The sequence below is a fragment of the Cohaesibacter gelatinilyticus genome, from assembly GCF_900215605.1.
Taxonomy (GTDB): Bacteria; Pseudomonadota; Alphaproteobacteria; order Rhizobiales; family Cohaesibacteraceae; genus Cohaesibacter; species Cohaesibacter gelatinilyticus.
Genome location: NZ_OBEL01000001.1, coordinates 1,559,540 through 1,581,030 on the forward strand (window position 1 = coordinate 1,559,540; position 21,491 = coordinate 1,581,030).

The 21,491-nt window shown below is 50.2% G+C and carries 15 protein-coding genes; 9 read left to right on the forward strand and 6 right to left on the reverse strand.

The features are described 5' to 3' along the window. Nucleotides 1–560: 560 nt before the first annotated feature. Nucleotides 561–1,835 carry an N-acetylmuramoyl-L-alanine amidase gene (locus CRO57_RS06945; protein WP_170955981.1) on the reverse strand — a complete coding sequence of 425 codons (1,275 nt, stop codon included), beginning with the start codon at nt 1,833–1,835 and terminating at the stop codon, nt 561–563. Between the two features lie 855 nt (nt 1,836–2,690). Here CRO57_RS06945 and CRO57_RS06950 point away from each other — a divergent pair. Next, the gene (locus CRO57_RS06950; RefSeq protein WP_097152568.1) at nt 2,691–5,255 is read left to right on the forward strand and encodes an Rne/Rng family ribonuclease; all 2,565 of its coding nucleotides are present in this window, start codon (nt 2,691–2,693) and stop codon (nt 5,253–5,255) included. A gap of 89 nt (nt 5,256–5,344) precedes the next feature. Here the strand turns inward: CRO57_RS06950 and CRO57_RS06955 are convergent, their stop codons facing one another. Then, nucleotides 5,345–6,496 carry a pyridoxal phosphate-dependent aminotransferase gene (locus CRO57_RS06955; protein WP_097152569.1) on the reverse strand — a complete coding sequence of 384 codons (1,152 nt, stop codon included), beginning with the start codon at nt 6,494–6,496 and terminating at the stop codon, nt 5,345–5,347. Nucleotides 6,497–6,641: 145 nt separating this feature from the next. Here CRO57_RS06955 and CRO57_RS06960 point away from each other — a divergent pair, with 145 nt between their 5' ends. The 6 genes from CRO57_RS06960 (at nt 6,642) to aat (ending at nt 12,507) form a co-directional block, all read left to right on the forward strand. Then, the gene (locus tag CRO57_RS06960; RefSeq protein WP_097152570.1) at nt 6,642–8,093 is read left to right on the forward strand and encodes a M48 family metalloprotease; all 1,452 of its coding nucleotides are present in this window, start codon (nt 6,642–6,644) and stop codon (nt 8,091–8,093) included. A gap of 203 nt (nt 8,094–8,296) precedes the next feature. Then, nucleotides 8,297–9,082 carry a DsbA family protein gene (locus tag CRO57_RS06965; RefSeq protein WP_210200773.1) on the forward strand — a complete coding sequence of 262 codons (786 nt, stop codon included), beginning with the start codon at nt 8,297–8,299 and terminating at the stop codon, nt 9,080–9,082. Between the two features lie 297 nt (nt 9,083–9,379). Further along, entirely contained in the window at nt 9,380–9,829 is a 450-nt protein-coding gene (gene aroQ, locus CRO57_RS06970) for a type II 3-dehydroquinate dehydratase (RefSeq protein ID WP_097153265.1), read from the forward strand. Between the two features lie 48 nt (nt 9,830–9,877). Then, entirely contained in the window at nt 9,878–10,363 is a 486-nt protein-coding gene (gene accB / locus CRO57_RS06975; protein WP_170955982.1) for an acetyl-CoA carboxylase biotin carboxyl carrier protein, read from the forward strand. 23 nt (nt 10,364–10,386) lie between these two features. Further along, nucleotides 10,387–11,739, forward strand: coding sequence for an acetyl-CoA carboxylase biotin carboxylase subunit (accC, locus tag CRO57_RS06980; RefSeq protein ID WP_097152572.1), 1,353 nt, complete (start codon nt 10,387–10,389; stop codon nt 11,737–11,739). A 93-nt stretch (nt 11,740–11,832) separates the two neighbouring features. Next, complete coding sequence (gene aat / locus CRO57_RS06985; protein ID WP_097152573.1) at nt 11,833–12,507, forward strand: leucyl/phenylalanyl-tRNA--protein transferase; 675 nt, start codon at nt 11,833–11,835, stop codon at nt 12,505–12,507. Nucleotides 12,508–12,648: 141 nt separating this feature from the next. On the opposite strand, the gene CRO57_RS06990 is transcribed toward aat, so the two are convergent. The 3 genes from CRO57_RS06990 to CRO57_RS07005 all read right to left on the reverse strand — a co-directional run bounded on the left by CRO57_RS06990 (nt 12,649) and on the right by CRO57_RS07005 (nt 14,775). Beyond that, nucleotides 12,649–13,038, reverse strand: a complete 390-nt coding sequence (locus CRO57_RS06990; protein ID WP_244580062.1) for a DUF2155 domain-containing protein — start codon at nt 13,036–13,038, stop codon at nt 12,649–12,651. Between the two features lie 386 nt (nt 13,039–13,424). After that, complete coding sequence (locus CRO57_RS07000; protein WP_097152575.1) at nt 13,425–13,838, reverse strand: NADH:ubiquinone oxidoreductase subunit NDUFA12; 414 nt, start codon at nt 13,836–13,838, stop codon at nt 13,425–13,427. Between the two features lie 166 nt (nt 13,839–14,004). Beyond that, nucleotides 14,005–14,775: a response regulator gene (locus CRO57_RS07005; RefSeq protein ID WP_097152576.1), complete on the reverse strand. Its 771-nt coding sequence runs from the start codon at nt 14,773–14,775 to the stop codon at nt 14,005–14,007. Nucleotides 14,776–15,489: 714 nt separating this feature from the next. On the opposite strand from CRO57_RS07005, the gene CRO57_RS07010 reads away from it, so the two are divergent. Beyond that, the gene (locus tag CRO57_RS07010; RefSeq protein WP_097152577.1) at nt 15,490–19,173 is read left to right on the forward strand and encodes a vitamin B12-dependent ribonucleotide reductase; all 3,684 of its coding nucleotides are present in this window, start codon (nt 15,490–15,492) and stop codon (nt 19,171–19,173) included. 151 nt (nt 19,174–19,324) lie between these two features. Here the strand turns inward: CRO57_RS07010 and CRO57_RS07015 are convergent, their stop codons facing one another. Beyond that, on the reverse strand, nt 19,325–19,672 hold the full coding sequence (locus tag CRO57_RS07015) for a hypothetical protein (RefSeq protein WP_141401197.1): 348 nt from the start codon (nt 19,670–19,672) through the stop codon (nt 19,325–19,327). Between the two features lie 288 nt (nt 19,673–19,960). On the opposite strand from CRO57_RS07015, the gene CRO57_RS07020 reads away from it, so the two are divergent. Further along, entirely contained in the window at nt 19,961–21,448 is a 1,488-nt protein-coding gene (locus CRO57_RS07020) for an AMP nucleosidase (RefSeq protein WP_097152579.1), read from the forward strand. Nucleotides 21,449–21,491 lie beyond the last annotated feature (43 nt).

The following is a 21,491-nucleotide window of genomic DNA, read 5'->3' on the forward strand; positions in this document are numbered from 1 at the left end:
ATGTGGTTCATTTTCGAGGCTTTCCGACGCAGCCAATGGTCAAAAGTGCCTCGCCCTTCGGGTTAGCCGTGAAGTACCCATCTATCGAACCAATGACTGCTATAAGGGAACCACCCTTATTTTGTCATTGGTTCATCTATATGAATACTTCACGGCTAACAGAATGTGCAGAACTAATGGGTCCAGAGCCTAGCTCCTTTTGGGACCTTTTGACCCTTTGAGACGGGGCGAAATCTGCAACAGAAGATACTTAACTTGAGAAGAGAAAAATTTTGCGCCAAATCGACCTTTTGGGGGTTATGGACCTTTGACCCCTTTGCACCCTTTGGACCCTTTTCGATTTTCCAATTCTCGTTATTTTCTGGACCTTTAGACCCTTTCGACCCTTTGAAAATGAGTAAAAGAAAGAAAAAACAACGATCGGGAGACGGGTATATACATGATACGCGCTTTTAAAACCGCCTCCCGATCACCATTTTTTGTTTTTTCTGATGAATTTTCAAACGGTCAAAAGGGTTGAAAGGTATCCCTTAAGCGCCGCCTTATGGAGTTATTGCACCTCAGCCACGTGGCTTGGATGGACCAAGCAAACCTGTTTGCTGAGATCCGCGCTTGGCAAAGAAGCGTTTGACAGAAGCAACAATGGATCGAATGGCTTTTTCCTGCCAGGCCTTGGAAGTCAATGCAGATTGATCTTGCCTGTTGGACAGAAAACCCAGCTCAAGCAGAACGCTCGGAATATCCGGCGCTTTCAACACGCGAAACCCCGCAGATCTGGCCGGGGTCTTGGACAATCGCACCGAGTTCTTCAAGGCTCCTACCAATGTTCTGGAATAAAGAGCCGAGTGATTGGCGGTTTCTCGTCTTGTCAGGCTGATGAGGATATCCGCAACAACATCATCTTCCTCTTCAATATGCATTCCAGCCAGCAGATCAGAGCGATTTTCTCGTTGCGCCAGCTGAGCTGAAACCTGATCTGAAGCACGATCTGACAAGGTATAGACAGTCGCCCCTCTCACATAGCTTTCACGAACAGAATCTGCGTGAATGGAGATGAACAGATCTGCTTCTCGCGCTTGAGCAAAATTGACCCGACCGCCCAGCGAAATGAATTTGTCGCTTTCACGGGTCAGGATCACCTGCACACCAGCTTCTGCTTCAAGATGCTTTTTAAGAACCTTGGCAAATTTCAGCACAAGTGCACTTTCTTTGACGCCAGAGGCTGAGACCGCACCAGTGTCAATACCCCCATGCCCCGGATCCAGCACGACAACAGGCCTACCATTCTTCGCTCTTGCACGTGGCAATGGAACAGATTCGACAAGTTTGGATTGGCTGGACCGCTTGCCATTTCGCCCCACATGCAAAACCTCTTGCAATGAAGAAGCCGTAAATTGTTGCTCGGACACAGCTTCCAGCTCCACAACGGCACGTGCTGGATTCCCATCAACTGACGGCAATCCAAAAGCTTTGGCTATTCTGGCAGGCCCCTTCAGATCCAGAACCACCCGAGAGCGCCCCTCATTGATCACTCCAAAACGGAAATTGCTGACCAATCCGCGTTCCACTTGCGCAATCCCTTGCGCCATCTCAAATGAAACTGCAGGCAGGTCCATCACCAGCCGATAGGGTTTTTGCAACAAAAAGGCCGTAAACGGCATTGGTCCGGATATATCCAGAACAAATCTGGCTTGCTTCAGATCACCTGCGGTACGTGCAGCACTGATATGAACCTGCTCTTCCTGATTGTTTACACTTTGCGCCTTGGCACTTTCACCGGCTGTGAGAGCAAGGCAGAACATCATACCAACCATGAAACAGCAGGTTTTAATCATCTGACCAATTCTAGAAACACATATAGGCATCTCGCGTTTGCCACTTTCTCACATCTGGATATTTCGGACTGATGGATCAAGATTGCACAATTCACACTGTTTCACAGCGATTGAGAGTCTGCTTATCTCTCTTAGACAATATGAGCTACAGGTTAACCCCATCTTGACGATAAACCGCTATAGGAAAATCAGGGAAACCAAAAGCAAATCATGATCGAGAGATGTATTTTTTATGCTGCTTCAAACAGTTGTGCTTGCATATCGTCTTCTGGATCCCTACAAAGACAATTGAGTATGTATATTTTTGGTGACCCCGATTCGGCACTTTGCAATAGCTCTGACTGGCAAAATCCAGTGAGGAGTCAGGACATTATACCTGAGCGAGACATAGAGGCCCTCCTTCCTTTGGAGAAGTACCGTCCCCTCGCCAATCCCGGCAAAGACAATCGTGACTGGCCCTCGAAATATAATTAGCTCATATCAGATCAGGTCTGTTTGGAAAGTTATCCCAAAATTTTCAGTCCGATCACCAGATTTTTCGCTTTGCCTGCGCCGATAAAACCGGGATGCGAGCCAAAGCCAATTGAGAGTTTTCTGCCAGTACCATGTGCCGGCAGTTGTGAAAATTGAAACAAGAGGATCCGGCTCACCTATGCGCCACTGCCTTTCACACAAGATCGAGAGCAACCTGTCAGCTTCCATGCTGCACTTTGCCGATCGTGAACGCATGTATTCGGCGTATATCAATCAGACCGGGTCGTCATCAGATAAAAGCGATGAAGCGCGAACCTGCCGAGTACTGGACCCACCAGTCAGAACGGTTGTCGGCGCGCGTTGTCGTGGAGACTTTTCCTTATGGCAAATCAAATGCTCGTTGATGCGACGCATCCGGAAGAAACCCGGGTGGTTGTCGTTCGCGGCAGTCGGGTTGAAGAATTCGACTTCGAGTCCGCCAATCGCAAGCAATTGCGTGGCAATATCTATCTAGCCAAGGTCACCCGCGTGGAGCCGTCGCTTCAGGCGGCTTTCGTTGACTATGGTGGCAATCGCCACGGCTTTCTTGCATTCAGCGAGATTCATCCAGACTATTACCAAATTCCTGTCGCTGATCGTCAGGCTTTGCTGGATGAAGAGAAGGATAGCGATAACGACGCTCCCGACAATTCTGAGAATGATGAAGCACCTGCGCAAACAGCCAAAAACCCTGGTGATGAGTCGGTCGCAACCGATCCTGAAGGCAAGTCTGCATCTGACGAAACCACTGATGAAAACGGCGACAGCGTAGAGCAAGTAGGCGCTGAAGACGCCATGGAAGAAGTGCCGGAGCGCTCCAGTCGCCGTCGCACACGCCAGTATAAAATTCAGGAAGTGATCAAGCGACGTCAGATCCTTCTGGTTCAGGTGGTAAAGGAAGAACGTGGCAACAAGGGCGCAGCTCTTACCACTTACCTCTCCCTGGCAGGCCGCTATTCCGTGTTGATGCCAAATACCGCACGCGGCGGCGGCATCTCTCGCAAGATCACCAACGTGGCCGACCGTAAACGCCTGAAGAAAATTGCATCCGAGTTGGATGTTGCTGATGGCATGGGTGTCATTCTACGCACGGCTGGTGCATCTCGCACCAAAGCCGAAATCAAGCGTGACTTTGAATACTTGCTGCGCCTTTGGGAAAATGTTCGGGATCTGACCCTGCAATCTGCAGCCCCGCTTCTGGTTTACGAAGAGGGATCCCTGATCAAACGCTCCATTCGAGATCTCTATAACAAGGATATCGAACAAGTCCTTGTATCGGGCGAAGATGGCTATCGCGAAGCCAAAGATTTCATGCGCATGCTGATGCCAAGCCATGCCAAGAATGTTCAGCCCTATCGGGAAGCGCAGCCAATTTTCACCCGCTATGGAATTGAGCCACAACTTGATGCGATGTTCTCACCACAAGTCACCCTCAAATCCGGTGGTTATATCGTTATCGATCAGACCGAAGCGCTCGTCTCCATTGACGTGAACTCCGGCCGTTCAACACGCGAGCACAATATCGAAGACACCGCGCTTTCCACCAACCTGGAAGCTGCGGAGGAAATTTCTCGTCAGTTGCGCCTGCGCGACCTTGCCGGTCTCGTGGTTATCGATTTCATCGACATGGAAGAAAAGCGCAACAACCGTGCTGTTGAGAAGCGTCTGAAAGATTGTCTGAAATCTGACCGGGCTCGTATTCAGGTTGGCCGCATATCCCATTTCGGCCTGATGGAAATGTCCCGTCAGCGCATCCGCACCGGTGTGTTGGAAAGCACCATGGACCCTTGCCCGCATTGTCATGGCACCGGCCATGTGCGCGCAGCAGCGTCTGTTGCCTTGCTTGTTCTACGTACCATCGAAGATCATCTGCTTCGTGGGGTTGCCCATCATCTTTTGGTCAAGACACGCACAAATGTTGCGCTCTACATCCTCAACCAGAAGCGTGGAAATCTGGCAGAGTTGGAACTACGTTTTGGTATAAGCATAACCATTGAGGTTGAAGAGAATCTCGAAGGCAAGCATCTGGAAATCGAGCGCGGTGAGCCGCTTGAAAAGCCGGTTGCACCAACCCAGACCGTTTCCATGCTGACAACCGATAGCCTTGACAGCGATGAGAGCGAAGAAGACGAACGTGGCGACCAGGAACAGGAAAGCAGTTCCAAGCGTCGCCGTCGCCGTCGCCGCCGTAAGAAACCATCCTCTGCTGCCGAGGCACAGAACGAGACAACGTCAGAAGAAGATTCAACAGATTCTGATGAAGGCGAATCTGAAGCCAACGAAGATGAAGCATCAGAAGACGGCAAGGAAGATCGCCCAAGAAAGAGCCGCCGCCGTGGTCGTCGTGGCGGCCGTCGCAATCGTCGCAATCGCAATGGTGAAGAAGGCGAAGGATCTGAAAACGATACTGAAACACAGAGTGCTTCTGAAGACGAGGAAGATGCTCCTGCTGAAGCAGAAGGCTCCAGCGCTGACAGTGATGCATCTGAAACAGAAGCAGCACCAGTTGAAGCTGCTGAGGCTTCTTCCGGAGATACTGCAAGTGCTGATGAAAGCGTGACAGAAGCCAGCTCTGATGAAACACCAGCTGAGGAAGCATCAGAAGAGAAAGCTGAGGCAGCACCTGCTGAGACAGCACCTGCAGCAGAAGTATCTGAGAGCGTATCTGAAGCTGAGTCAGAGGCTGTTGAAGCTCCTGCAGAAGCAGCAGTGGAAGCTGAAGCAGCGCCAGTTGAAGAAGGCGAGGAAACGTCTGAAGCAGCAGCTGCCCCAGAAGAAGCTGAAGCTGCTGAAGAACAAGCAGCTGAAAGCAGCGAAGCACCAAGCGAGCCTCAGGTAGAAGAAAAGAAAGAGGAAGAGCCTCGTCCCAAGCGTAGTGGCTGGTGGCAGAAAAGCGGCTTTCTATAAGATCCGCTCCTTCTTCCGGAAATAAGAAAAGCCGCATCGAGATTTCGATGCGGCTTTTCTTTGTTCGAATAGGTGAGCGAACTAGAGCATTAGGCCAGCCATCCTCCCAGTCGACGCACGGCTTCTTCCATTGCACAATATGTGCCAGCAAAAGACAGACGCACATAACGATGGCCACGATCAACGTCAAAATCCGCGCCCGGCGTGATCGCAACCTTGGCCTCCTCAAGTGAACGCTTGGCAAAATCCATGGAATCATTGGTCAGATTGCCGATATCGCAATAGACATAGAATGCTCCATCCATAGGCATGAAGTTGCCCAGGCCGATCTTTGGAAGCTCCGCCATCAACAAATCTCTGTTTCTTGCATATCCGGCCTTGATGATATCCAACTCATCCGTTGCATCAAACGCCGCGATTGCTGCCACCTGAGACAACATTGGCGCAGAGATATAGAGGCTTTGCCCCAAGCATTCGACAGAACGCAGAGCAGCATCAGGCAGCACCATCCAGCCAATACGCCAACCAGTCATGCAGTAATATTTGGAGAAGGAATTGATGATCACCACATTGGGAGAATAGTGAAGAGCACATTCTGCTTTCATATCATATTCCAACCCATGATAGATTTCATCGGAGATGAACCATATTCCCAACTCCTCACAAGTCTCTATCACTGCCTTCAAGGCATCCGCTTCCATGATCGTACCAGACGGGTTGGCAGGGCTGGCAATCAACACCCCTTTTATCGGGTTGCGTGCATGCTCCGCACGAATGGCTTCAGGCGTCAGACACCAGCGATCCTCTTCCTTGGTCTCCACTTCCACCACTCCCAGACCCAGCGCACCAAGAATGTTACGATAGGCCGGATAGCCTGGCGTTGGCAGAATGACCCTGTCACCAACCTCGAACAAAGCCAGAAAAGCCAAGTTGAATCCAGCACTTGAACCCGTTGTGACAGCAATGCGGTCCGGGTTTACTTCCAGTCCATGATGGGAAGAATAATAAGCCGCAATTCTCTCCCTCAAGGATCGGATCCCAAGAGCATCCGTATAACCAATTCGTCCGTCCTGTAATGCTCTGGCCGCAGCATCCCGAACAATTTGCGGCGCAGGCGCTCCAGGCTGACCAACCTCCATATGCACGACATCCTGCCCGGCAGCTTCCAGTCGGTTGGCAGCAGACATGACATCCATGGCAAGAAAAGGCTGAATTGCCCCTCTATTTGACGTGGTCAGCATTGGCATTTTCCTTTGTGCATATTCTATCCCTATGCCATATTTTCACCTTGCTGAATTGGCATGACTACCAAAGCGATACATGCTCTAACTGGCAAGGACAACGGCACCAGAAATCACTGGTGCCAAAGGCAGGAGATCTAACCCGATGGTTGACATAACAGACATCCGCCAAGTTGGTAAAGGCTGCAACAAAAGGATTTCTGAATTCGCACAAGCCCTTGCACGAAGCTCCTTTACCCAAAAGGGACTATCATTGAGTTTGGCAGCAACCATCGCACTGACCACTATCGGTTTTGTACAACCTGCTGATGCTCAAGGGCGTAAAATTCGACTGGTGCGTGATGCTGAAACCGAAGAATTGATCCGCGATTATGCAAAACCGATTTTCAAAGCTGCGGGCCTGAAACCACGCAATGTTCGTATTCACTTGATCAACGATTCCCGTTTTAACGCCTTTGTTGTCGATTCCAAACGCATGTTCATCAACACCGGCACGTTGGTTACCGCACAGACCCCCAATGAAGTGATTGGTGTCATCGCACATGAGACCGGTCATATTGCAGGTGGCCATCTGGTCCGGCTACGTCAGGCCCTGCGCGAAGCTCAAACCATTGCTGCGATTACCATGCTGCTTGGCGTTGGCGCAGCCGTAGCAGGCGCAGCAACCCGACGAGACGGTGCAGCACAAGCAGGCACGGCAATTGCTTCTTCGGCCCCTGTACTTGCGCAGCGCACATTCCTGTCCTATGCCCGAACAGAAGAGATAGCCGCAGACCGTGCTGCTTACCGGTATCTGGAGCGTACAGGCCAATCCACCAAAGGCATGTTGACAACCTTCTCGCGCTTCGCCAATCAAACCATGTTTTCAGGGGCACATATCGACCCATATTTGCAATCGCATCCTCTCCCCCGTGATCGCATCAGCCAGCTGGAGCGTTTGGCCAAGAAAAGCCGAAACTACAACAAGAAAGATAGCAAGAGCCTCTCATACCGACACGCTATGGTAAAAGCAAAGCTCGCGGCCTTCACCCAGAACGCCAAGCGCGTGATGAGAAAATACAAAGGCAATGATCTTCCCTCTCAATATGCAAGAGCGATCACCACTTATCGCCTGGGCAATCATCGCAAGGCTTTGAAGCTCGTGGATGCTTTACTGCGGTCCCAACCCAACAATGCTTATTTCTGGGAACTTAAAGGTCAAATCCTGCTGGAAACCGGGGCGGGAGCAAAGGCAATTACGCCGTTAAATAAGGCGGTTGCTCTCAAACCCAACGTGTCACTCTTCCGAGTAATGCTGGGACAAGCCATCATATCCAGTGGAAACAGGGCAAATTACAAACAGGCAATCACTCATTTGCGCCGTGGACTGCAAAAAGATCCGGATATTGCCGTAGCCTATCGCTTTCTGGCCCAGGCTTATGATGCTATCGGCAATCGAGCAGAAGCGGAACTGGCGACGGCCAATGGTTATTTTGCCTCCGGCCAGATCGGCGCGGCAAAATCCCTGGCCACACGAGCCAAGAAGAAGCTGAAACGAGGCAGCCCCTCCTGGCTTCAGGCTGAAGACATTCTTCTGTACAAAAAACCAAAAATCTGACCTCAAGATACTCATCTAAGGGCAAAACAGAACCATATCCCTCCCAATAGCGACTTATGCGACAGACCGTCACAATTTGGTGATTGCACGGCTTTGAACAGGAAATGACCAAATCTTTTCGCTATTGTGACCCACAAATCATGTGATCTAAATCCAGCCGGTTTTCATCTTTCAGGCCGGAACCATACTTCAAGGATGCTGCCATGCGTTTCAAAACTATGTTTACTTCCGGCTTGCTTGCCTTTGGCCTGCTCGCTAGCCCAATCACTCAGCCTGCAGCCAGTGCGACCGAATTCAGCACTGACCAGAAGGCTGAAATTGAAAAGATCATGGTGGATTATCTGCTGGAAAATCCAGATGTGATTCGCAAGGTCTTTGGCTTGCTGAGAGAACAAGATGCCAAGCGCGAACAGGCGGCAGCAACGGAGCGCGCAGAAAAAGCCAAGCTCGTACTCGCCAGCAAGAAGACCGAGATCTTCAACAGTGATCTGGATCCGGTGGTCGGTAATGCCAACGGCGATGTGACCATGGTCGAGTTCCTCGATTATAATTGTGGTTATTGCAAACGCGCTTTCTCCAACATGCTGACACTCATGGAGAAAGACCAAAATCTCCGTATCGTGATCAAGGAATGGCCAGTTCTGGGACCGCAATCAGTCGAAGCAAGTCTGGTTGCCGTAGCGGTACAAAAAACCGACCCAAGCAAATATTGGGACTTCCACAAAGGCATGATGACCTTGCGCGGTCAGGCCAACAAGGAAACCGCCCTGCGCGTTGCCGAAAAGATCGGTCTGGATCGAGCAAAACTGGAAACCATGATGGACGACAAAGAAACCCTCAAACCAATCGAGGCTTCTTATGCCTTGGCTGACGAGTTGGGTCTGACCGGCACTCCTGCCTATGTAGTGGGAGAAGAGCTGATCCCTGGTTTTGTACCAGTCACGACATTGGAAACCATGATAGAAGTAGCCCGAAAAAAATCATCATAACGGTGCCTGCCGAGTTCCAAATGTGGAATTCTTCGTAATTGCTACTCCATGAAGCAAAACAAAGTATTTTTTGAGCTGAAAGGCGTTGACCAACGCTTTTCAGCTCTTTTCACTCTTAGACGAAACGCCTATAACATTTCAGGCTCTTTTTCATCTGCCTGTCGTCTTTGAGTATGGTGAAACGCTTGACGCTAATCACTCCAAGGATTGATTTGGCTGCGAGAAGGTGGAAAACAGTCCGGCCAGTGCCCATATGACATGGAAGCCAACAGGCACACGGAGCAGATGGAACCATCAATGACCAAAGAAATTTTCGTTCTCAATGGCCCCAATCTGAACAGACTTGGCACCCGTGAACCGGAGATTTATGGCTCTACCACGCTGGCTGATATCGAGAGCATGTGCATGACCAAAGCGTCCGAGCTTGGCGCCACTCTCACCTTTCGTCAAAGCAACCATGAAGGTAATCTGGTTGACTGGATTCAGGAGGCAGCTGACAAACAGGCAGGCCTCGTCATCAATCCAGCCGCCTACACCCACACCTCGGTTGCTTTGCAAGATGCAATCAAAGCAGGTGGCGTCCCCACCATTGAAGTACATCTTTCCAATATTCACGCAAGAGAATCCTTTCGACACAAATCCTATGTCTCACCTGTTGCATTGGGTGTGATCTGCGGTCTGGGCGCACGGGGATATTTGCTTGCACTGGACGCTCTTGTCTCTCATCTGGAACAAAAACACGATTAAACCGGGCTGCAAGAACTAAGCTGCACCGACACTGACGGAAACCTGAAAATGACAAAAGAAAAAAACAAGCTTGATCCGGATTTCATTCGCCAACTGGCTGAATTGGTTCAGTCCACAGATCTGACCGAGATCGAGGTTGAACAGGACGATTTACGTATTCGCGTCGCCCGCGAAATCATAGTACAGCAAGCCGCGATTGCGGCACCTGTCGCCGCAGCTCCTGCCCCTGTGGCAGCTCCGGCTACAGCTGCACCTGCTCCAATCGCCGAAACTGCCGCTGCCGGTGGCGGTCAGGATCTATCCAATGCAGTTCGTTCCCCAATGGTTGGTACCGCTTATATGTCTCCGGAACCAGGTGCCGCAGCCTTTATCGCTGTCGGAGATCAGGTTCGTGAAGGTCAGACCCTGATGATTGTGGAAGCCATGAAAACCATGAACCACATCCCGGCAACTAAGTCCGGCAAAGTCACTGCCATTCTGGTAGAAGATGCTCAACCGGTAGAGTTTGACGAACCACTTATCATCATCGAATAATCACCACGCTTTAGGGGAAACGCATGTTTTCAAAGGTTTTGATTGCCAACCGTGGTGAAATTGCCCTGCGCGTATTGCGCGCCTGTAAAGAACTGGGCATTCAGACGGTTGCTGTCCATTCCACAGCAGATGCCGAGGCCATGCATGTAAAGCTGGCCGACGAAAGCGTTTGTATTGGTCCGCCAATGGCACGTGACAGCTATCTTAACATTCCGCAAATCCTGGCTGCTTGTGAAATCACTGGAGCCGATGCGGTCCATCCTGGCTATGGCTTCCTGTCAGAGAATGCTCGCTTCGCCGAAATTCTGGAAGCTCACAACATCCAGTTCATCGGCCCAAGCGCTGAGCATATTCGCGTGATGGGCGACAAGATCGCCGCCAAGCAGACAGCCGAACGCTTGGGGATTCCTGTCGTACCAGGTTCTGCTGGAGGTGTTGACACCCCGGAAGAAGCAAAGCGTATTTCTTCCGATATGGGCTATCCTGTACTTATCAAGGCCGCATCTGGCGGCGGCGGTAAAGGAATGCAGGTTGTTCGCTCGGAAGACGAGATTGAACTTGCATTTTCAACAGCCCGTTCCGAAGCAGCAGCCAACTTTGGCGACGATACGGTCTATATTGAGAAATATCTCGGCAAACCACGCCATATCGAAGTACAGGTAATGGGCGATGGCAAAGGTCATGCCATCCATCTGGGTGAGCGTGACTGCTCCTTGCAACGCCGTCACCAAAAGGTCTGGGAAGAAGCACGTTCCCCGGCTCTGAATGATGAGCAACAGGCCAAAATTGGCGAGATCTGTGCCAATGCCATGAAAGGTCTCGGCTATTCCGGTGCTGGTACCATCGAATTTCTCTATGAGAATGGTGAATTTTATTTCATCGAGATGAATACCCGCTTGCAGGTAGAGCATCCTGTCACCGAAATGATCACACGCATTGATCTGGTTAATGAGCAGTTGAAAGTTGCCTGTGGTGCCGGACTTGATATCAAGCAGGAAGATGTCCGCTTCCATGGCCACGCCATCGAATGTCGCATCAATGCTGAGAATGCTCAGACTTTCCGCCCATCACCCGGCAAGATTTCCCATTATCACCCTCCGGGTGGCCTGGGTGTGCGTGTGGATTCCGGTGTTTATCAGGGATATTCCATTCCACCATATTACGACTCTCTGATTGGCAAATTGATCGTGACTGGTCGTAACCGTGTGGAATGCATGATGCGCCTGCGTCGCGCACTGGATGAGTTCGTGATTGACGGGATCGAGACCACCATTCCGCTTTTCCGCAATCTGGTGGATAATGCTGATATCGCCAATGGCGCATATGACATCCACTGGTTGGAAAACTATCTCGAAAAAACTGTGATTGAAATGTAAATCACTTGCTTTTATCGACCCAAAACTCAACAGGCTGCAAAACTATTTTTTGCAGCCTGTTTTCTTTTTGAACAGAAAAGCTAGTCTGTTTCCATGAATGACCCTGATTTTGCGATTACTCCGCAGCTGCTTTTGCGCGCCTATGCTGCAGGCATCTTTCCGATGGCTGAAAGCGCCGACGACAAGACGCTGATGTGGATCGAGCCAGACATGCGCGGCATCATACCGCTGGATGATTTTCATCTATCCAGACGCATGAAACGCACCATGCGAACCACCACATTCACGATTACCGCTGATAAGAATTTCGGATTGGTGATGGATACATGCGCACAATCAGTAGCAGATCGACCCTCGACCTGGATCAACAACCAGATCCATGACCTATATCGCCAGCTCCACGAGATGGGTTATTGTCATTCGGTCGAGGTATGGGATGGTGAGCAACTCGTGGGGGGGCTCTATGGTGTGAGTTTGGGCACTGCATTTTTTGGAGAAAGCATGGTGTCCCGGGCACGTGATGCCTCCAAGATTGCATTGGTTCATTTGATCGAGCGTCTGAAAGCGGGGGGATATACCCTGTTGGATACCCAGTTCATCACCGACCATTTACGCCAATTCGGTGCCATCGAGATTGCAAAAGATGACTATCACGGCTTGCTTGATCATGCGCTTCAAGCTCATGCCGACTTTTTTGCACTGGACAAAGAAGACAAAGAAGACAAAGAAGACAAAGAATTGTCCCGAAAACCAGACACCAGAAACTAGACCATATTGCAGTGAGTTGGCCTCACCTTGCATGGTCTAATTCTTTGTGGATGAGCATTTTTGCGTTGGACTGTAAATCCAATCCTGTGATCCGCGCACTAAAAAAGAGGTCAATCGCCCCTTTGCGTGAAATGACCGAGCCTAGCTATTTGGAGCCGGTACGTTGGTATTCTGCTTGCAATCAACCAGCCAGACATCATACACACCATGCTCAACCGCATTAAGGCCCGGGCTGGAAGCAAACATCCAGCCCGTAAAAATTCTGCGAACCTTGCGCTCCAGTGTGATTTCGTCCACTTCAACAAAACCGGTGGTCTGCTGAGGCTCCGTAGGTGGTCGGGTATAACAAACCCGGGGCGTTACCTGCAACGCACCGAACTGTACAGTCTCATCTACATAGACATCGAACTGAATGATACGGCCAGTAATCTTGTCCAACCCGGAGAAAACCGCAACGCCGTTGGCAATTTTATCAGCCTTCGCTGACTGCATAGCCAGAGCCAGCACTACCCATAGCAGCATCACGCCCATGACAAGCGTTCGTGACATTTTCTTCAATCGAGCAGGCTGAGCGCGCATCATATCATTTTGTTCCAGATCTCGTTCCCCAAAACGCCAAAGTCACCAGCGTGGGGCCATACTTTTCCTATCCCCGAACATGGCCCAAAAGCAACCGCTTTTTGGGAAGCCTGATCGACATTCCTGAGCAGAACGGAAAAGTCCCCAAATATCAAATCCATCGCTGTTATAAGCAGCAATGGGGCAGCACTGTGTCAAAAAACCACTGCACTTCTTCAGAGGTGGAACAGCGATTGATTCCTTTTCCAGCAAATCCGGGATTCACAAAACAAAACCCGCATTCAGAGATCGAACTGAAAATGCGGGTTTTAAATACACATCATTTGGCTGCAAAAGAACTAAGGACTCCAAGCCTCATAGTCACCACTGACTTGCGGCCGGTTCTCCGGGGTCAGGATGGAGCCGCCCGGATGATAGGCTTTTGCCGTGCCAGTCATGTTCGGCTGATGCTCTTTTTCCCATTCACGCGGAATATATTCGTCCTGAGTCGGTGGGATATCGGTACGATGATGCATCCAGCCATGCCAACCAGAAGGAATTGCACTTGCATCAGCTTCCTGAGCATAGATAACCCAGCGACGCTCGCCTTTTCGACTGGCAGAATAAGCAGCATTGTTGCTGACATCCTGTTTGTAATATTTATTGCCAAACTGGTCTTTGCCAACATAGGTGCCATGACGCCAAGTATGGAACATGGTGCCAATGGTCGTGTTGCCCCACCAGGTCAGAATCAAAAGGAGATATTTCTTCATGGTCGTACCGGTCCGGTTGAGATTTGATGGCACTAGACCCGAAAACGCCCATATTGTCCAGTCCACCAAGTGCAAAAAGACCCAAATGAAAAGCTTTTCCGCCTATTTGGTGGAATAATGGCCAGAACAGGCAAATCAGCAAAAAGACATTCTCCATAACAGGAGGTCAACCGGTACGCCGTCGAGAAACCCGACCATATCGGCCAACGGAACCAGAACGCGCAGGGCGCTCCTGATTGGTCTTTGGAGTCTTTTCCATCTCTTCGCTCTGCTGTTCTGCCTGGCGGTGGAGCTTGGAGATGATCTGCTGGCTACGAGAGCCATAATAGCTGGGCATCATATGATCAGGAATGACCTCATGATTGAGAATATTATCAACCTGTTTTTGATGTTCTTTGGCCTGAGGCAGAACTTGCTCGTGAAATTCACGCGCTTTTTCCAATGAGGCCAGTTTCGATCGTTTCTCACGCAGGGTTTCACGCATACCCGAGATGATATAACGATCCCCAGCCAGATCCATCAAACGATCATCATTCAATAGAGAAATCAGCCGCTGTTGCAGTACCGCAGCAGATAGCGGTTTTGCCAGCACATGATGTGCCCCTGCCTGAAACAATTGCGCAACTCTCTTCTGCGTTGCATGAGCAGTCACGACAATCACGGGCACAAAGCATAAAGGCACCATGGTTTTCTGACGTACCAGATGCAATAGCTGTGTTCCACTCATGGGGTTCATGACCAGATCGGTCAAAATAACGTTGGGCGGCTCATGAAGCATGGCTTGCAATGCCAGATCTCCACGATCAAAGGTCCGAACGCGCGCTACTTTCAAACTGGAAATCATGGAACGGATCATCGTCAGAACGGTTCGGGAGTCATCCACGATCACGATATCCAGCGAATCAAGGTTCAGACCATATGCAGAATGATGTTCCATAGTCGCGCCACCTCGTCTCACCCTCAAAAGAGACAACTCTTTGTCAGGTTTATCCTTTTTTAATTCGGAGACAAAAGCTAGCACAGAGACTTTAAGCGCCCTTCAAAAATGGCTGTCAGTTTTGACTAAAATTTTAACAAGAATTTTCTCGATTGGCTCGAATCGTTTCACACAGGCGAAAAGGCCGATTACTCGCGATTCTCCCCCCTTTCCCCAGCCGAGTGAAAATACACTAGATATTGATTGACAGAAAACAGACCCTCTAGATGTTGACGCCCGGCATGCTGATCGCCATAATTGGACCATAATCAAACAGCGGTGCGCTTCAGGCGGTTTCAGCGGTTTGAGTTTTCAGTATTTTGTATGCGTTTCCAAGCGTGGCTCATCAGATCCACGGCATGAGTTTGCCGTGAAATCACCTCCGTGCCGCGACGGATTCTTGCGTGCGATTTCCTCTGAAATCCAACCGAGGATAACAACATATAGTGCATGACATTTGATTATATGCTATATATAGATTCATCTGACATTCAGATGAAACTGTAGAATTTTCGGGTCGAATGTCGAAAAACGCCCAATCAAGCGTTGTGAGACACCATAGTTCGGCATCTGTCAGCACCCCGCTAGGCCACCCGCTGACAATACCGAACCGACATAACTATGCGGTGATCCTTATTGGACCGCCTGCCACGAAGGACAAATTGAGGGAAGAAAATGCGTGTAGAGCGGCGCTATACTACCAAGGGCAAATCTGCCTATGAGTCCATCGAATTTCGCAAAGCCACCAGCGAAATTCGCAATCCAGATGGATCTATCGTTTTCCAGCTGGAAAATATTGATGTCCCGGTAACCTGGTCTCAGGTTGCGTCCGATATTCTGGCACAGAAATATTTCCGCAAAGCAGGTGTTCCTGCCGCTCTGAAAAAAGTCGAAGAAAATTCTGTTCCTTCCTGGCTTTGGCGTTCTGTTCCTGATGAAGAAGCTCTCGCTGAGCTACCAGAAGATGAGCGCTTTGGACCGGAAATGTCTTGTCAGCAGGTGTTTGACCGTCTGGCTGGCACATGGACCTATTGGGGTTGGAAAGGCGGTTACTTCGATACCGACGAAGACGCCCGTGCTTTCTTTGACGAACTGCGCTATATGCTCTGCACCCAGCGCGTAGCACCCAACTCCCCTCAATGGTTCAATACCGGCCTGCACTGGGCCTATGGCATTGATGGCCCAAGTCAGGGGCACCATTATGTAGATTTCGAGACAGGTCGCCTGACCCGTTCTGCATCCGCTTATGAGCATCCGCAACCACATGCCTGCTTCATCCAATCTATCGGCGATGATCTGGTGAATGATGGCGGCATCATGGATCTTTGGGTTCGTGAAGCACGCCTCTTCAAATACGGTTCAGGTACAGGCACCAACTTCTCGTCCCTGCGCTCAGCAGGCGAACCCCTCTCCGGTGGCGGTAAATCCTCCGGTCTGATGTCCTTCCTCAAGATCGGTGACCGTGCAGCAGGTGCAATCAAATCCGGCGGCACCACTCGTCGCGCAGCAAAAATGGTCGTGGTAGACATCGACCATCCCGATATCGAGGAATACATTTCCTGGAAGGTGAAGGAAGAAGAGAAGGTTGCGGCAATTGTTACCGGCTCCAAGATCGTCTCCAAGCACCTTAAAACGATCCTCAAAGCTTGTGTCAATTGCGAAGGCTCCAACGACGAATGCTTTGATCCAGCCAAGAACCCGGCTTTGAAACGCGAGATCCGCGCAGCCAAGAAAGCACAGGTTCCTGAAAACTATATCCGCCGCGTTATTCAATTTGCAAAGCAAGGATACAAGGACCTCGAGTTCGAGACCTACAACACCGATTGGGATAGTGGTGCCTACCTGACTGTATCCGGCCAGAACTCCAATAATTCCGTTCGTGTGACCGATGACTTCCTGAATGCCGTCGAACAGGACAAGGACTGGAACCTTGTAGGCCGTATCAAAGGTGACATTCGCAAAACCGTCAAAGCAAAGGAACTTTGGGAATCCATCGGTTATGCTGCATGGGCTTCTGCTGATCCCGGCCTGCAATATCACACCACCATCAATGACTGGCATACCTGCATCAATGATGGTGAGATCATCGCGTCCAACCCATGTTCGGAATATATGTTCCTGGACAATACCGCATGTAACCTCGCATCGTTAAACCTGCTGCAGTTCCGTCATGAAGATGGCAGCTTTGATGTCGAGCAGTTCGAGCATGCCACCCGTCTGTGGACCATGGTGCTGGAAGTCTCCGTTCTGATGGCGCAATTCCCGGCTCCGGAAATTGCCGAGCGCTCTTATCTATATCGCACCCTTGGTCTTGGTTATGCCAATATTGGCGGTCTGTTGATGACCAGTGGCATTCCTTATGACAGCGAGGAAGGTCGCGCCATATGTGGAGCCATCACCGCCATCATGACCGGTATCGCCTATGCGACATCCGCAGAAATGGCCAAGGAACTTGGCCCCTTCAAGCGTTATGAAGACAATGCCGACAACATGTTGCGCGTCATTCGCAACCATCGCCGCGCAGCTTATGGCCATGCAGACGGTTATGAAGGCTTGCAAATCAACCCGGTAGCGTTAGATCATGCCTCCTGCCCGGATAAAAACCTGATCAACCACGCTCTGGCGGCTTGGGACAAGGCTCTGGATCTCGGTCAGCAATATGGCTATCGCAACGCACAAACCACCGTTGTGGCTCCAACCGGTACCATTGGTCTGGTTATGGATTGTGACACAACCGGTATTGAGCCGGATTTTGCTCTGGTAAAATTCAAGAAGCTGGCAGGAGGTGGTTACTTCAAGATCATCAACCGCGCAGTACCAGAGTCTCTTGCAAAGCTTGGTTATAACGAAGCACAGATCAAGGATATCGAAGCCTATGCTGTTGGTCGTGGCTCTCTGAAAGACTGCAATGCCCTCAGCCATAACGCCTTGAAAGGAAAAGGCTTTACAGATGAGAAAATCGAAGCGATAGAAGCTGGGCTTGGTAGCGCATTCGATATCAAGTTCGCTTTCAACAAATGGAGCCTCGGTGAAGATTTCTGCAAGGATGTTCTTGGCTTCAATGATGAGCAGCTGAACGATCCTGGCTTCGATATGCTCGGTACCCTTGGTTTCTCCAAGGACGAAATCGACGTTGCAAACATCCATGTTTGTGGTGCCATGACCCTGGAAGGGGCCCCTCACCTCAAGGATGAGCATCTGCCGGTCTTCGATTGTGCCAACCCTTGCGGTCGCCTCGGCAAGCGCTTCCTGTCTGTCGACAGCCATATCCGCATGATGGCGGCTTCCCAGCCATTCATCTCCGGTGCGATCTCCAAGACCATCAACATGCCAAATGATGCAACGGTCGAGGATTGCAAGGAAGCTTACATGCTGTCCTGGCGTCTGGCTCTGAAAGCCAATGCGCTTTATCGCGATGGCTCCAAGCTGTCCCAGCCACTGAACAGCCAGTTGCTGGACGACGATGAGGACGAAGCAGAAGAAGCGGTAGAAGCAATTGCAGCAACCGCCACTCCGGTTCAGGAGCGTGCAGCAATTGTAACCGAGAAGATCGTGGAGCGCATCATTGAGCGCCGTATTCGCGAACGTGAGAAACTGCCCCACCGTCGTAAAGGTTACACCCAGAAGGCAACCGTTGGTGGTCACAAGGTTTACCTGCGTACCGGCGAATATGATGACGGCTCCATTGGTGAAATCTTCATCGATATGCATAAGGAAGGTGCAGCTTTCCGCTCCTTGATGAACAACTTCGCCATCGCCATCTCTCTCGGCCTGCAATATGGTGTACCGCTGGAAGAATATGTCGACGCCTTCACTTTCACCCGTTTCGAGCCAGCAGGCATGGTTCAGGGTAATGAGGCAATCAAGAATGCAACCTCCATTCTTGATTATGTCTTCCGCGAGTTGGCTGTTTCCTATCTGGATCGTCACGATCTGGCTCATGTCAGCCCGGAAGATATTGCATCAACCGCAACTGGCTCCGGCTCAAATGAAGGCAAGGCCGCCGTGCCAATCTCCAAAGGTTTGCTGCGCGGCAAGACCGAGCGCTTCAAACTGGTGGATGGTGCAGATACTTCTGCAAATACCGGCACGGACACCGCAGCTCAGGCAAGTGCCAGCGCTCCTTCTGCTGCTATGCCGTCCAATTCTGCAACCATGCTCAAGCCGGACAGCCAGGTCGCTCCAAGCAATAAACCTGCTGTTGGCAAGGCAGAGCCCAGCAAGGCTGATCAGATCGCCCTTGCTCGCATGAAAGGTTATGAAGGTGAGAGTTGCGCCGAATGTGGTAACTTCACCATGGTGCGTAACGGCACCTGTCTGAAATGTGACACCTGCGGTTCTACCTCTGGCTGCTCATAAGATCAGTAGCTTAGAGCTCTGAAACACAAAACCCCGTCAGATCATCTCTGGCGGGGTTTTCTCATGTCATCGAAAATATAGTGACGCAACGCGCAGAAAACACTCCAACGTATGAAGTTGAACAAAGACGCAAATGCTCTGTTAAATGGAATCAGCGGCCAGGAACAAAAGTACAATTGTTCATGGTACCGAATTTGACCAGCTCAAGCGTCTCATTGCCGACAATTTCAACTTTGCAACCGATTCTCGCACCTGCATAGGGTGTGATCTTGGCTATCGCTTTCTGCCCCTTGGCAACAGGCAAACAAAAAGAAGTGCCAGCAATCAGATTTCCGACCTTTTCGCCACCATCTTTATTCGAAGTCACCTTGGCATATACAGTTTTTCCAGATTGATTGGACAAGCAAGCGGCGTCCACAGTGGTTGTTCCAACCATCACTATACCTGCGGTAAAAATGGCATTCCAAGGAAAACGACTAGCGGATATTTTGGACAACACCTATGCCTCCATCATCGCGATACTTTTGCAGATTGGCCAACCAGCAACCCGACCATATTTTATTACGTCATAACAATATTAACAAATTGAAACTGCATCAAAGAGGCAAGATTAAGACCAGTTGGCCCATCAGTTCCCAAGATGAAGGCAAAAAAGAAACTGACATGAAACAGTGACAGAATGCGAAATAGTCACAGTAAGCCTCTGAATTAAACTAAGGTATAGTTTTCACTTGACGTCACCTCGCAAACAGATCAAAAAACTAGAGGAAAAGGAGAATAACAACAAATGACAAATACCTTTTCCATTCATTCCCCGGAAAAATTTCAGCATGAATCCTTCGATGACGCAGAAGCAGCCATCGAGCGTTTGATTGCCATCTACGATACTCATACTCAATTTCTTCAAGAAGCATTTTGCCGCGTAGCCAATGGGGATATCCCCTCAACCGGACGATACCGTGCCACTTATCCTGAAATCAGGCTACAGACTACAACACACGCTCATATCGATAGCCGCCTGTCTTTTGGCCACACACCCGGCCCCGGAAAATACCACACAACCATTACCCGGCCCGATCTGTTCCGGCACTATTTGAAAACCCAGATCAAGCTATTGATCAAAAACCACCAGATCAGCATTGAGGTTGGTCCTTCCGAGACTCCAATCCCGGTTCATTTCGCATGGCCTCATGGCATGAATGTCGAGGGCGCTCTGCCAGAAACATGGTCACGTCCATTACGTGATATTTTCGACGTGCCTGATCTGGCAATCACCGATGATGCCATCGTCAACGGAACAAGACATTTCAATTCAGATGAAATATTACCGCTAGCTCCTTTCACAGGACCGCGCATCGATTATTCACTCCATCGACTATCGCACTATACTGCCACAAAACCAGAGCATTTCCAGAACTTCGTCCTCTTCACAAACTACCAGTTCTATGTCGACGAATTCATCGCATGGTCAAAGAAAGAGATAGCAAATCCAGACAGTCCTTATGAGGCATTTGTCGAAATCGGCAATCAGGTAACATACCGTGGCGATACAGAGCCAACCGAAGGCGTTGCACCAGCACGCCTGCCACAAATGCCAGCATATCATCTGAAACGAAATGACTATTCAGGAATCACCTTGGTCAATATTGGGGTTGGACCATCCAACGCCAAAACCATCACTGATCACATTGCTGTCCTACGTCCTCATGCATGGCTGATGCTCGGCCATTGTGCAGGTTTGCGCAATACCCAACGCCTTGGAGATTATGTTCTCGCACATGGTTATGTAAGAGAAGACCATGTCCTTGATGCCGATCTGCCAACATGGGTTCCAATTCCGCCATTGGCAGAAGTTCAGGTCGGACTGGAGCAAGCGGTCGAAGAAGTCACAGGACTGTCAGGTTACGAGCTGAAACGCATCATGCGGACAGGCACAGTCGCCACCATCGACAATAGAAACTGGGAACTGCGAGACCATCAGGAACCGGTCGAACGCCTGTCACAATCTCGCGCCATCGGTCTGGACATGGAAAGCGCAACAATTGCAGCCAACGGCTTCCGCTTCCGCGTCCCATACGGCACCCTGCTCTGCATCTCTGACAAGCCACTGCACGGGGAGCTTAAACTTCCCGGCATGGCCAGTGACTTCTATACCCAGCAGGTCAAGCAGCATCTGAAAATCGGCATCAAGACCATGGAAAATCTACGTCAAATGCCTGTTGAGCGGCTGCATTCTCGTAAATTGCGCAGCTTCACAGAGACTGCATTTCAATAGATCATTTCACATGAGATAGAAAACAAAACAAAAGGCGCATCCA